Origin of the sequence: Kothea flammea (assembly GCF_052161645.1) — a bacterium.
In the GTDB taxonomy this organism is placed as follows: Bacteria; Planctomycetota; Planctomycetia; order Pirellulales; family Pirellulaceae; genus Laterigemmans.
In genome coordinates, this window is record NZ_CP197414.1 from 6,454,875 (window position 1) to 6,468,779 (window position 13,905).

The following is a 13,905-nucleotide window of genomic DNA, read 5'->3' on the forward strand; positions in this document are numbered from 1 at the left end:
AAGCGAGTCGCCGCGTTTGATTGTTGATGTAATACCGGACGAGGTCGGCGACTTCGCTTGATCGCTTGGTTCTGTCGCTTTACGTTTGCATTCCCTTCTTGGCTGCGTTTGTCCATCGAGACAAACATTCAATTGCCAATAATGCAAGGAGCGCGACAGCAATCAATGGAGTGCTCATGATCCAGACCACGCCCGTCAAGTTGCCTCCCAACCAACCACTGTAGAGTTCAAATGCGAATATGCTACCCGCAATCGGAACGAGTATGGTCGAAACCCATTTACGCCAAGAGGTAGCGAAGTAAGCCAGCAGTAAAGAGCTCATCAATGGGGTGAGGCCTATGACTACGACCAAACCGTAATTAATTATGCTCTCAGTTGCATTAGTCACAAAATAGTCTCCTAGAGGATCGTCCTGCAAAATGCTGCGTGTCGATGATCACAGAAACCACCGCACTGATGTACTAGAAACCTTGGTTGCGAGTTCTGTGCGCGGAATCTCAGGAAAAATCCAGATTTGTGCAGCCATCAGGGCTGAGCGAGCGACAGAACGCCACCGATGACCGAGCGGTGGCCAGTAAATTTTCCATCAGAAAGCAGCCGATCCACCGCTTCGGTCCATCGGATTGTTATGCGCAGTTTGTATTGGCAATGAAGGGAAGGCAAGGCGTATCAATCCAGTTACGTCGTCGGAGTTAATCGCCGCAATGGCTACGTAAGGCGAACACCCGCGAGGCTCGCTGGTAGATTGAAATATACACAAACCTGAGTCAAGTAGTAATCCTTGCTCGTCCTCATGACGCAAATTAATGTCGCGCGGGACAACAATATCGACAATCTCGCGATTATGCCATCTAGGGTCGTGGTCGCCATTTCCATAAAGCGGTCGGACTACCTCGTGATAATCGTCGTTCAGAACAACCTCTTCACATGTTTTCAATTCGTCAATCCAAAATCCAAATCGAACAAACGTGGCGTCGGAAAGCCCGTATACGAAGTTTGCTTTCATTCGCGTGGTCGTGAACCACGTCGCGCAATGAATCGACGTCAATCTTTTACCAACGATCGACTCGACAGGCCTTTCCCGAACACGTTGCAGCGGTTTTGGTTCTGGGGAAGATTCATATTGCGCGGCCGCGCGAAATCCGGGTAAAACGCGCTCACGGCAGCGATCATAAAGGTGTTTAACCCATTTGATCATAGAACCTTCTCTATCGCATAACGCCTGCGATCAGCGGGCGGAAATGGCGCGAGTGATCTTGAACTTTGAAAAAACCGGAACGCCATTTCCGCTCCGTTGCATCGCATTGTTATCATGCTCGCCCAATGGATCAATCAATTGAGATGTGTTTTTCCATTTCAAACCGATCCAAAGCTTGGTCGCCAATCTCAACGGTCTCCTTTTTGGTGATTGTAAAACCCATGGCATAAAAAGCTGGCTGAGCCATCAGGCTCGCATGAACCCAGAGACGCGTTTCCTCATTCTTTTGAGCAAGCTTTTCAATTGCTTCAAAGAGCAGCCTAAAAACTCCAGTGCCCTGAGCAGATGGGCGAATGTAGGCAAAGTCAATGTAACCATGCGCAGCCAGACTCATGAATCCAACAATTTGCCCGGCTCGGATCGCAACCAGAATCGTCTGCGATCCCAAACGCTCGTTCCAATCGAATCCACTACGTTGCTGCGGAACCCACGCTCGTCTTTGCTCTTCCGTGTACTTGCTGCGACCGTTCCGGACGGCGTCAAACATGACATCCGCAATCGCGTCGTAGTCGCCGGCAGTTGCCTTGCGTATGTCAATTACACTAGCCATTTGCGAGCATATTGTCAGCATGATAGCGGTTGCGATCACCTCGCCCGAGCGGTTGAGGTAGATTTGAAAAATCGGAGTATGGCGAGGGCTGGGGTGGATCGCATGGTTCCCGGCTCGCGCCACGATCCGGAGCGCATCTAGGCCCGCCAATTCATTCCATTACGGTACCGTAGTCCAAACCCGCTTGCAATCATTTTTGAGTTCCGGGAGCCCGATTGACTTTATTGCGAGCATCTTCGCCTGGTACGGCAGTGGAAAATTTAATTGGAGGTATCTCGCGAGCAACTTCGGCAGCATCAGGTTCGTCCGGAAAGGACGCAGTTGGCACTGGTTCAACCGATAGCAAGTTGCGAGGCAAGCGCATCGATCAGTACTCGAGGCTTGTTCGCGCGCACCAATCATCGAGCATGGGCTTTCAATGGACGATTGTAGAGAGACCAAGTTTAGGCTCGAAGAGCTTGACCCGGGAACGATTGCGATCACCTCGCCCGAGCGGTAGAGGTAGATCTGAAAAATCGGAGTATGGCGAGGGCTGGGGTGGATCGCATGGTTCCCGGCTCGCGCCACGATCCGAAGCGCATCCGGGCCCGCCAATTCATTCCATTACGGTACCGTAGTCCAAACCCGCTTGCAATCATTTTTGAGTTCCGGGAGCCAGACTGACTGTATTGCGAGCATCTTCGCCTGGGACGGCAGTGGAAAATTTAATTGGAGGTATCTCGCGAGCAACCTCAGCAGCATCAGGTTCGTCCGCAAAGGATGCAGTTGGCACTGGTTCAACCGATAGCAAGTTGCGAGGCAAGCGCATCGATCAGTACTCGAGGCTTGTTCGCGCGCACCAATCATCGAGCATGGGCTTTCAATGGACGATTGCAGAGAGACCAAGTTTAGGCCCGAAGAGCTTGACGCCGGGAACGCCCGCGATAACCGAGTCGCGGGAGTCGACTTTCCATCGCAAAATCGACTGGCTACCGCGACTTCGGTTCATCGCCTGGTTCGCCCGTCTTCTTGACTCTGCTGGAGGAATACACAATGACGCGACAAATTCGTGATAATGGAATTAAGGATACGCCGCTAGGATATTCGGATTCGCGCAATTCAATGTAATCATCTCCCACGCATATGACGTCATAAAGTTGGATACTTCGTAGAAATTTCGAGTTGGGGTGTTGCCGATTTCTCTCAAGCATGAATGCGCTCGATTCATCAAGTTTCGGTGGCCGTTCCTGTGTCGACCGGCGTATCTCTGCATCTGACGGGTTGCGGGCCTTCAATGCATTCAAGTCCTTGCGGTACTGCCCAAGCTTTTTAAGGTTGCCTGCGTGTTCTTCGCTTGTGTACAGGTACAAAGCGTATCCTGATAGCGTTTGATCCGCACGAAGCCCGACGTGCTTCGTGCCCTTGATGCGATCCAGAAGCCTGTCTTGAGGCGATTGAGCTAACGTGATGCCAGTCGTTGCGACAACGGCTACGAGAGTAAGAGCGGAAATTAGCTTCAAATTCATGGGTCAACCATATCTAAGTGGGGAAATGGGACGGATGACGCGTTCAACGCGATTAACTCAACCACTGGCGAGGACGTCGCAGGCGTCTCACGTGCATCGGATTGCTCGACCATGCTGTCTATCACGACTTCCTGGGACGGATAGAAACACCACGATCGGTAGGCCCAGAAACCATGCTTATTTTGCATTCTCGTTTTCGTTCGACACACAACCGGAACTCCGCGCCCGCATCCCAATGCGACTGATACGGCTATCGATGAATTCATACCCTATGTGCTGGCTGCTATAGCCGATCGAACCGTCTCGATTATGCGAAGTCGGTTCGCCGTAGGCGGCGAGTATTTCTTCCCGAGTTGAGCCGATACCAATTCCCTCCTTGGTTTTCCCTGGAAACGCCTTCATCGTGACACCGTAGATTAGGCTGTAGCGGGCGTGGTCCGAGCAGCATTGTATATCGCCGACTCCGTGTTTGCTGTGAACCAGCAACACTAGACCGAGTTCCGCGTACACCATTTCTCGAGCCGAAGTCCCCAACGCCTTTTCCTTCGTAGGTTCGCCCAGTGCGATACGAACGTCTGCTATCGAAGAACCGAAGCGAATCGCGTTAATTCCTTCCGCTGGAACTATTTTAAGCGACTGGGAGTCATCCACCCCCGAGCTAGCCGACGGCTCTTTGGCTTTTTCCAGTGCGTCGATGTTCTCTGGGCCGGACAGAGGGTATTCGAACAGAGTCATTGTCGTCATGCCGTCCGGCTGTTCGACCTCCCATGAGTGCAGCAAACCAGACTCGCGACTTACAGTGATCACATGCTCGGCTCCACTGTCGTCGTTTTTCAGTTTGACCCGATATCGCTCGTATCCAGGCCGCTGAGATACAATGGCTTCACTCTCCGAGAATTCTGATAGGGCATCGCCGGCCAGCAGCGTGCGTAGCAAATGGAGATCCTGCTGGCGAAGTGTTACGTCCTCTTGCGTCATGGTCTCACCAGAAGCCTTGTCGTACGTCTCCATCCGATTGTCTTCAAGGGTCTCCCCGAAACGGACAAGAACGCTGCTATTGTCCAACTTTAGCGCAAAGCGACGCTTAGCTGCCGAGAACCAAAAAACGTACTTGTGTTCACCTCCATCAACAACGTACGTGACCTTGCCAGATAGCCACGGCTGCGCCTTCGTTGCTGACAATGACTGGGCCAATGACGGTTGCGTCGGCAACAAAACTGCAATGAGCAGGATCGCTGCCGCCGACGCCAGTCCGACGATCGCGACATGCCGCCAAGTCCAACGGCAAATGCCGACTCGATTCGTCTGTGCGGCTGAGCCCTGTACTGCTGTTTTCTGCTGCGGAACCCCGAGGAGTACCGCGCGTGCCAGTGCCCGATCAAGCGAACCCGGTTGGACGGGCTGTGATCTGACGCGTTGGACGATCCGAAGCACACTGGCAGGTAGCTCGTTCGATAATGCGATTTGATCGTTATTCATTGCTTGGGCTCCTTCTGTTGTCCTGGCAAAAGTAATTCTTGCAAACGTATACGGGCTTTGTGGAACGCGTTAGCCACAGCGTTTCTCGTGATATCCAACGCGGCAGCGATGTCTTGATGCGACAACTGCTCGAAATAGGCGAGACAAAACACCGCCGCCTGGCGATCCGGCAATTCGGCAACGGCCGCTCGTAAGCGTCGTTCTTCTTCTCGGTAGATTGCGGCTTCCTCGGGACCCGGCGAAGGGTCGTAAAACTGCTCGTCATCAAGCATTCCGACCGGCTTTCTCCGCCGCAACGCGTCCAGGGCGCGAAAGGTAACCAGGCGATAAAGGAACGCGGGCCAATATGTGACTTTTCCTTGAGTGAATAAATTGTGAGCTTCCATGAAGACCTCTTGCAAAACATCTTCGCAGTCTTGCGTGTGGCCTAAGATCCTCCAGGCCACACGGTAAGTCGTGGGGCCATGTTCACGTACGATGTCGTTCCAGTTCGTCAATTCAAAGCCCCATAAGAAAGTTGCTCTGATATTTAGTCGTGGAAAGCGGAGCGGTAATTTCCTGGAAAGGCAGAAATTTTTGCTCAGTTCCGATCTCAACAAAGGCCAGCTTTCGCCAAGACGCCTAAACACGCCAGAGATTGGCTTCGACGCTGCAATAACCCTGGGGTGTAGTGGAAAATGGCGTGATCAGGAGAAAAGTAACGGATGGAGAATCCACGATTTGGCAGGGAGGCGGGAGATACGGTAATAGCGGCGAACGTTTAGCGTAACCGGGTGGCGACGGTTGACGTTGATTTCAAATTCGGCGTGAATCGCCACTCCGGTTCACGCAATTGTTACATTTCCTTTTAGCCCTTTAGGAATCGCATTTTTCGAGTGATCGAAGCAGGATTGCAGCGCGAGATGGCGCGGTACATAAAGTAGCCCTCGACGTCGCCAACCGGCATTAATACGGTTCTGAGTCTTTCTTTACCAGACCCCAAGAGTCCAGATTGATGCACAATTTGTAAAGACGAAATGAAGGTTTCAAATAACTGCGAGACGGTTGGGTCGCTCGTGTCGCCCCAATCCCATCCGGATGGCATACGATTGCTCATTTGTTCAAGTATCTCGTTGACCGCGTCAAAGCTTCTCACGGGTTCATCAAGAATTCCCCAGTCACCGAAATGCCATCGCATATCGTCCCCGTCGTTGTATTTCTCATGAGTCGCCTGAAGGAGTTCTTCGGTGTTCCCCGTAGCCAAAACCCCACAAGAGTCGCTCATGATGTAAAAACCGAAGGCATAGAGTGTCTCATCGGAGTGCGCCTTGATGATTTCTCGGTAGGAGCGTTTCAAGGAACGCACGAGTTCCGTTTCGAGCCGTTTGAACGGTAAACGCATTTTGGCTGGATCTCGCATTGAAACGTAACGGCGGCGATCACCTCGCCCGAGCGGTTGAGGTAGATTTGAAAAATCGGAGTATGGCGAGGGCTGGGGTGGATCGCATGGTTCCCGGCTCGCGCCACGATCCGGAGCGCATCTAGGCCCGCCAATTCATTCCATTACGGTACCGTAGTCCAAACCCGCTTGCAATCATTTTTGAGTTCCGGGAGCCCGATTGACTTTATTGCGAGCATCTTCGCCTGGGACGGCAGTGGGAAATTTAATTCGAGGTATCTCGCGAGCAACTTCGGCAGCATCAGGTTCGTCCGGAAAGGACGCAGTTGGCACTGGTTCAACCGATAGCAATTTGCGAGGCAAGCGCGTCGATCAGTACTCGAGGCTTGTTCGCGCGCACCAATCATCGAGCATGAGCTTTCAATGGACGATTGTAGACAGACCAAGTTCAGGACCGAAGAGCTTGACCCGGGAACGACGGCGGTAACGGGGCCGCCGCCAAAAGACTATGATTTGAAAACTCGCGTTATCGGCGGCTCCCGTTCACCGCTTGGTTATGCCCTTCTTGGTCTCATCACTTTTTGGCAGTGCGAGCATGAGCTTACCCCACAGTTGATTGTCGAACTTGGATTGCGTTCCGTCGGAATTAAGATTTCGGAGGGCCGAAAGAACATCCACCGGATTATCGCCAAGACGGACCACAACAAGGCCCAAACTTGGAACGACGTAGATCCGCTGCCCTCCCTTTCCATTTGCGCAGACCATGTCTTTGGGAGCGTCAGGGACTAGTGGACCGGGTAGGGCTTGGCGTTGTTGTCCAACCGTGCGGAACGACTCTTTGCCATTTAACCACCAGAGATAGCCATAAGATTGGTTGAGTTGCTGCGACGAATTGAGCATCGCATCAAAAAACGCTCGGTCTTTCATGATCGGCTGGCCGTTCCAGTTCCCCTTGGCGAGAATCATGAGTCCAAAGCGGCCCATGTCTCGTGCGTTCATCACAAAGCTATGATAGCGAAATCTGGAATTTCTCATCCCCAAAGGCTCGAATAGCACTTTCCTCGTGAACTCCTGCATGGTGGAACCAACAGCTTTTTCCAATAGCGGATGGAGTTGCTGGTAGACTTCGGTGTTGTATTTCCAAATCGAACCTGGCTTTCCTTCGTATGCCATTCTGCCGTTCAAACCACTGGTCATTTCCAGCATGTATTCAATCCGAATGGCCTTTTCCTGAGCGTTGGACGCACGCGACCATCCTGTGCCAAGAAAGTCTGAAGCAGGCTGTTCGAGTTTCAGTTTGCCCTGCTCTCTGGCGATCCCTGTGAGGAAAGCAGTGATGCTCTTGCCAGATGACATAATGTATTGCGCGTGAGTTGCGCCATCCGGCGTCCAATAACGCTCGGCAACGATCTTTCCGTCCTTCAATATGAGAAACGATTTGCCGTTAGACTTTTCGACGTACTCAAAAACTGATTCGAGCGCTTTCAAGTCCCAACCCAGTGATTCGGGGCTCGTTATCTCCCAGTCTTTGTCGGCGTTGGGAAAGTAGAGGTCTTGCGCAGTGCACGATCGCGATACGTTCCATGATAAAAGTCCGACCACAAGTAGTCCCAATGCCTGCGTGTTCATCTTCGGGTCTCTAAATGGCATAACGAATTGCGATCTATCCGCTGGTCAGGCTTTAAAAAAGCCCAACTTTTGTTGGGCTCTTTGCCTGACTTGCGGATAGATCGTGCGTTGAACTTTGTCGTAAAAACTCATTCTAACGCGTAGTAGTTGTGCAGTTCTAGTCCTGGAAGCATCGGTTGAATTGCCGGCCGAGTGGTGGGCGTGGCTGTCGGGTGATATGCACGTTCGAAGATGTTTTCCAGGTACCAGGCGTTAAATCCAGGCCCAAACTTACCGTCCCAGAACTTTTCGTCGTCTATTTCCAACGATTTTCGGTACCAACCTGGAAGATGCGTGCTACGTTGACTCAGCGCTTCCCGCCACGATGGACGGGACCTGCTAGCGACTAGCCGCAGTGCCACTTCGCCACACGCTGGGCAGTTGAGTTTTGTGTCAGTGTCCGTGTTAGATTCTTCTTCATCTGTCAGTGATTCGGCTGGCGACGCTGGCGTGGGCTGCCCCGAAAGTCCCGCCGCAGCACGTAGCTGGGTGCTGCACTTTGCTTGGTAGATCGTTCGTCGTTTGTTAGTCCAGCCTCCCATGTAGCGTGTCTTGGTTAATTGGTTCGGTTGGATGTGTAAACACCAACGCCGCACGAACTCGATTGTGCTGAGTGTCACGGGAACTTGAACCGCTTCGCCCCCTTGAACTTTCCCTTCACGTGCCAAGAAGGTCACCTGCTGTTCGTCCGCCGTTACGATTCGCGAGTCGCTGATTGGCCCGCCCGTAAGGTAACGTGTCAGATAACGAACCAAATCGTTGGGACCGCTGGAACTGGCCGGGGGCGGTTGAATAAAGCTGACCCAGTCGCGTGCGCTAAGATGCTCAATCAATTTGTCCCAGCCTTCGTCGGTGCGCAGATCCCCGAACGTTGGCTCGACGTCCAACTTTAATATGCGACGCGTTCTTAATCTCTGCAAGTGGGAGATCGCCGCTTTGCGAAAGGCCACTCGAAGGTTAATTGCGTCGACCAGGTAATGATTGTCGCTCAAGCCGCTATCCGGCGGCGCGGTACTGGTCTTCCATTGATTGTTGCGAACGCCAGGTCCTGAACCGGGGACGAGCGCGTGTACGTGCCAATGAGCTTCGAGCTTTTGATTCCAAGTATGTAATACCATGATCGCTGCGGGTTCGTATTGTTGTTCGCGGCGAATCGTTCTATTAAGACCTTTCCAAGCAGCGGTGAATAAGAGATTTGCCAGCGGTTGTCGGTTGGCAAGGGCGATGCGAGAGAGTTCACTCGGCAGGGTGAAGACAACTTGATAGTAGTCGACTCCATCGATCAGCAGTTTACTGGCCCTTTCGCTGAAGTCGAATCGTTTGCCACCACTGCATCCTGGGCAGTGGCGATCGCCGCATGAATTCGCCACGATGCAGGTTGAGTTGCACGCTTTGCATCGATACTCGTGACCGCCCAGTGCCGGTGTGCGGCAAAGTGTTAGCTTTGCCAGCACGCCCTGTACTTGCCAACTGGCACCGCCTTCGCGGTACCGGTCAACGAATTGTTTCGCACCGATCCTAAGAATCTCTAGAACACTTAGCTGCTTGCCTCCGGTGGCTGGCTGCCTGGTTTGTTGTTCTTCTGATTGTTGTTCTCGGCTGGTGGCCGATAGGTGGGCAGTTGTTCGACCGGTAGCCAATCCAGTGGACTCGGGGTAGATAGCATGTGTTCCCTGCGACAATGGAGGTAGACCATCGTCGTCGCAAAGCTCGCATGTCCCAGGAGCCGGCTGATCGTCAACAAGTCGACTCCGGCTTCGAGTAGTCCGGTCGCGTAGGAGTGTCTCAGGGTGTGAGGTGTGACGTTCTTGTGAATCTTTGCCAAGAGGGCTGCTTTCTTGATCGCTTTTTGGATCGACGTGTCGGCGTATGTCTTGTCTGCCGAGTTGCCCGGAAAGAGAAGCGACTTGGGTTTGTAGCGTTTCCAGTAATCCCGCAACTCGCTCAGTAATCGCGGCGAGAGGGGAACGATTCGGTCCTTGGCTCCCTTGCCGTGAGTGATCCGAATCTGCATTCTCTGGGAGTCGATGTCGTGGACTCTTAGGTTTGCCGCTTCTGAGAATCTCATCCCGGTTGCGTAGAGAGTCGTTAGGAAGACTTTGTGTTTGTGGCACGTCGTGCATCGTAGTAGCTCGTCGACTTCATGTCGGCCGAGGACCACAGGTAGCGTTTTGGGTCTCTTTCCAAACGGCACCATGGTGACCGGCCAATTGACTCGGATGGTATGTGTGTAGAGGAACCGTAACGCGCAAACGGCCTGATTGAAGCTGCTGTAAGCAAGTTTCCTTTCTTCGATTAGGTGGAGCTGGAAGGCTCGAACGTCTTCCGGGGTCACGCGGTCCAGCGGCTTTTGAATAAAGTCGGCGAACTTTCCCGCGTGGTAGGTGTAGGCATCGATGGTCCGAGGTGCCAAGTTGCGGATTTTCATATCCTGAGCGAGCCGAATCGTGAGCGGGCAGGGTCTTTTTTCGTGGGGAGTCATCATGGTATTCCCAATTTGAGGCGTGCTGCAGTGACACGAAGTGTGTCGATTGCTTGAGAAGCCCATTGCAATTGCCGTCACAGAAAGCGCAACCTCTTTAATCGTTTTATTCGTCAAGCGGTCAAAATAGGTTGCCGAGAGAATCGTTAGATTCGTTAGCGTGTGTTGGTGGTGTCGCTGATACCGATTCTGCTGGCGCCAAGCTGGGAGCTGCTTGTCTCGCGCCAGCGAAAAAAGAAAGAAAGGAAAACAGCCGGCGCAGCCGCTCGCAAAATTTTGAATGCCCCCGCCCGCGCCGAGTCCTGAAGGTGGCGCTGAGTTCAAGGGTATGAATGAGGGAGATAAAGAGAGCCGCGGGGGAGTTGAAGAGAGACCGGGGGACTGTTTGATTGCCCGGCTGGCATGGATGCCAGCATCGTCCCACGCAGGAAGCGTGCCGGCATTGGCCAGGGCAGCGAGTGCCCCATCGCCTTGCCGAACCCCGTCAACTCACCGCCCCAGTGCTGTCACCACGCGCGAGCAATTCGATTAAGTTCAACGCCTGCCGTAACCGGGCACGCACGGAAGGCTTGGATTTCAGTTGACGCGTGAATGAGTGCTCCGGTTCACGGCTTTGTTATTTGCCTGGATCTGTATCTTGTGCGATTTGCCATACGACACAATCGCAGCAGTGTGGATCATCGGGAAAGTCGATTCGCATTTTATCGGCTATTGATTGGGCAACCTGCAAACTGGACAACAGGCCAAATGAGTTTACTGATTTAGGATCAATAAGTCCGGGAAACGGGCCGCAATTTGTTAAGACGCTGATGGAGTCGTACCCATCGAGAATGTCGAAGCCGCAATGTGTAAATCCACTGGGCGGTGGAAGCTCCGTTTCTGGTGCGTCAATCATCGCAATAATTTGATTCTGCCCAATACGCCAATTGCATCGCTTTCGAAGGTAGGCCAAGTCGTGGAACCAAGTTGTGCGGTAATCCTCCTGTACGTTGTGAGGCCAATCGGAATCTGTTGGTGAGTCGATCAATTCAGGACAAAGCACGTGATCCAAGGTCACGATCTCCGTAGCTGCGGTGAAGCCAATCCACGCAATGTATTTGGCCCACGCGGCGGAATCGTCTGGAGTAAACCGTTCACGTGCGGTGAAGATCCAGTCCGACATGGCATTGGCAAATAACGATTCGGATCAGCCGGCCGAGAGTTGACGTTGCCGAGCGCAGCGAGCCCGCCGGCTATTTTCGGCTCGGCTGCATCCGTTGGTTATCCGCGATCCGTCACGTCGCATTATTTGCAACGGAGCCAGACGTTGTAGTGCGTTGGAGCTGCCAAAGAATCGCGGCTGATGCAATTGCGCCAACGGCCGAGACAATGCAAACGAATATCCCAGACCAGGTAGAAACGTCGATTGGGGCAAGGGGGATCACGAGCAATACCACAAACCCGATCATTGCGGTCCTAAGTCCGCGTTGCACTGTAGTTTCCGCAATTAGGCAAAACGCCGTCCCCATTGCCGCCGTAATTAATCCCAATGCAATTGTGGCCAACCCTACAGGGCTAGAACGAACCGCAGTTGTCGCAAGACAAATGGCCAATGCCGCCACGATCCAGCAGCAAGAAGTCAGCAGTTTGGATTTCATCTCATTCTCCTGTACGAATGTTTGGTGTTGATAGTGGTTGAAGCGGATAACGTCAGTCGTCAGCGGGCGGCGGGAGAAGATTATGAACGAACCAAACAAACAAACCACCGCCGCTCCGTTGCACGGCATTGTTATGCCGTGGGACAAGAGGGCGATTGAGCTTGAACCGATTGAAGGGCATTACTGCCATTATGCAGCATGGCAGGAATGGTTTGCATCATGGAGCGCAAATCAATCGTCGGCGTTGGAGTTGAACATTGACGAGTTGGACAAAGTGGCGTTGTACGCTGCATTTTGTGCCGCATGTTCTGAGTGTTCATCGGCATAACGACCCGCATCACGGGGCGGCGGGTATAAACGTTGATTTCAAAACCGACTGGCCACCGCCGCTCCCGTGCATGCGATGGTTCGTCAGCATTTACGGTTCATGTGCGGATTATGTTCGGGTTGGTCCATCTCCCGGTAGTTTTGTTTCCAAACCAGTGAATTGCAACGTCGCGAAACCAGTCCGTGATATTTTCGGCACATCGGTGTTGCGATTCAGTATCTCGATGAAAACGAAACGTGTATCGACGATTTCCGGGATGGTTTGGGCATTCGAACGGCAGCGAGTATAGGCCACTGCCAACAACGGTCCCATCTGGTGCTTTCCAATGTGCTGCCATCCGGAAGAATGCGTCAAACGTCGGAACATCAAGTAGCACGACGAGCACGTTTCCGTCTTCGTCATTTAGTTCGAACGTACCATTCGTTTTCCCGCCACCAGCAAGCGTGAAGCCAAGATCGAGTATCTGTTCGACCACGAGTTTCATGATTCGACGCTTTGCCGCGGTCTTTTCATTGCCAGTAAGCGGCATGTAGGAACTCTTGCTGACGAACGACACCAATCACGCGGCGGCAGGAGATTGGTCAGGGTTCAAAATCGCACGTTTTCTGCCGCTCGCGTGCATTGGATTGTTATTTGCTCTGCGGTTCAGAGTAAGTGTTCGAACCACATGGAAACGGACTTTTCGTTGATACCAGCTTTGCCGGTCCACCAGCAAGCCGGGTAATTCCATTCGGCTTTGTACGGATGACGTGGAAGCGAGCAAAGCTCGAGCCGATGGTATTTTCCAAGGAAAGGTGCGCGCGGACAGAGAATGTCAGAATATGCAAGAGTCTCAAGAATGTGTTTTCGTTCAAGTTTATTTCCTTTGATGAATTGAATAGCCTTTAGGAGATCTTGAAGCTGTGCGCTCTTCGGAAGCTTGCGAATCGCGTTCAACAGTTCGGCAAGCATTCCTATTGCTGCACCTGAAGGCGGAGGCACCTTGATTTTCCGGAAGGACTCGAACTCTAAAAGAGCAACAACCGCATTGTCATGTTCCATCGAATTGGAACGAAGATAGCGAAGTGCGTCTTCGCGATACGTGACGACATCGAACTTCTTTGTTGTGTTCTCCAGTCCTGCGACTCCATTCTTCGAATTGAGTGCAGCCAGGAGCGATTCGTCCGTCGACCCATAAAAGCAAGCGTATGTGCCCAGAATAGAGCGAAAGTCCGGTCTCTGATCTTGTAGGCTAGAAACAAAGGCATTGGCCACATCGATTTTGCAAAGTCGATTATGTGCCTTCACAAGCCTTTTCAGCAAGGCTCGTGCTGTGATGCGGAATGGTGGCGGAACAAGCCCAGACGCCAGTAGGTAGTCAACAGCATCATGAGGTGTGTCATCGGTATAAATCCACATTCCATATTCTGAATCGAGATCCCATCGTGAGCTCAGCAGAATTTGGAGCGCTTTGTGGTCCGCTCCAATCATTGCCGCAAGTTTGGAGATCCGCTTCTGAACTTTGGCGGACGAATTACGATTCCAAAACGGTTCCTGGCTGTCAAAATCCAAATCTGTCGACATGTTTCGAAGCTCGGGGACTGCAAATAACGGCACGCGTCACCGGGTACGCGCGAAAGA

At 52.5% G+C, this 13,905-nt stretch carries 12 protein-coding genes; 1 reads left to right on the forward strand and 11 read right to left on the reverse strand.

Translation table 11 applies throughout. The features are described from left to right. Positions 1-586 precede the first annotated feature (586 nt). From SH139x_RS24045 to SH139x_RS24090, 10 genes are all read right to left on the reverse strand, one after another. A complete protein-coding gene (locus SH139x_RS24045) occupies positions 587-1,198 on the reverse strand; it encodes a hypothetical protein (RefSeq protein ID WP_488352295.1) in 612 nt (203 codons plus the stop codon). Positions 1,199-1,328: 130 nt separating this feature from the next. Further along, positions 1,329-1,808, reverse strand: a complete 480-nt coding sequence (locus SH139x_RS24050) for a GNAT family N-acetyltransferase (protein WP_488352296.1) — start codon at positions 1,806-1,808, stop codon at positions 1,329-1,331. Positions 1,809-2,776: 968 nt separating this feature from the next. After that, positions 2,777-3,313: a hypothetical protein gene (locus SH139x_RS24055; RefSeq protein WP_488352297.1), complete on the reverse strand. Its 537-nt coding sequence runs from the start codon at positions 3,311-3,313 to the stop codon at positions 2,777-2,779. A gap of 177 nt (positions 3,314-3,490) precedes the next feature. Further along, a complete protein-coding gene (locus SH139x_RS24060) occupies positions 3,491-4,792 on the reverse strand; it encodes a hypothetical protein (RefSeq protein ID WP_488352298.1) in 1,302 nt (433 codons plus the stop codon). After that, entirely contained in the window at positions 4,789-5,289 is a 501-nt protein-coding gene (locus tag SH139x_RS24065; protein WP_488352299.1) for an RNA polymerase sigma factor, read from the reverse strand. The genes SH139x_RS24060 and SH139x_RS24065 overlap by 4 nt, the downstream gene beginning before the upstream one ends. Before the next feature lie 350 nt (positions 5,290-5,639). Beyond that, positions 5,640-6,191: a DUF4303 domain-containing protein gene (locus tag SH139x_RS24070; protein WP_488352300.1), complete on the reverse strand. Its 552-nt coding sequence runs from the start codon at positions 6,189-6,191 to the stop codon at positions 5,640-5,642. Between the two features lie 522 nt (positions 6,192-6,713). Next, on the reverse strand, positions 6,714-7,799 hold the full coding sequence (locus SH139x_RS24075) for a serine hydrolase domain-containing protein (protein ID WP_419187323.1): 1,086 nt from the start codon (positions 7,797-7,799) through the stop codon (positions 6,714-6,716). A 128-nt stretch (positions 7,800-7,927) separates the two neighbouring features. After that, positions 7,928-9,478 (reverse strand): IS91 family transposase, encoded by a 1,551-nt coding sequence (locus SH139x_RS24080; protein ID WP_488352089.1) that lies wholly within the window; start codon positions 9,476-9,478, stop codon positions 7,928-7,930. Continuing rightward, on the reverse strand, positions 9,376-10,323 hold the full coding sequence (locus tag SH139x_RS24085; protein ID WP_488352085.1) for a tyrosine-type recombinase/integrase: 948 nt from the start codon (positions 10,321-10,323) through the stop codon (positions 9,376-9,378). Before SH139x_RS24085 ends, SH139x_RS24080 begins: the two co-directional genes overlap by 103 nt. A gap of 613 nt (positions 10,324-10,936) precedes the next feature. Then, positions 10,937-11,482, reverse strand: a complete 546-nt coding sequence (locus SH139x_RS24090; RefSeq protein WP_488352101.1) for a hypothetical protein — start codon at positions 11,480-11,482, stop codon at positions 10,937-10,939. A 557-nt stretch (positions 11,483-12,039) separates the two neighbouring features. Here SH139x_RS24090 and SH139x_RS24095 point away from each other — a divergent pair. Further along, positions 12,040-12,285 (forward strand): hypothetical protein, encoded by a 246-nt coding sequence (locus SH139x_RS24095; RefSeq protein WP_488352301.1) that lies wholly within the window; start codon positions 12,040-12,042, stop codon positions 12,283-12,285. Positions 12,286-12,930: 645 nt separating this feature from the next. On the opposite strand, the gene SH139x_RS24100 is transcribed toward SH139x_RS24095, so the two are convergent. Beyond that, a complete protein-coding gene (locus SH139x_RS24100) occupies positions 12,931-13,848 on the reverse strand; it encodes a hypothetical protein (protein WP_488352302.1) in 918 nt (305 codons plus the stop codon). Between the last annotated feature and the right edge of the window lie 57 nt (positions 13,849-13,905).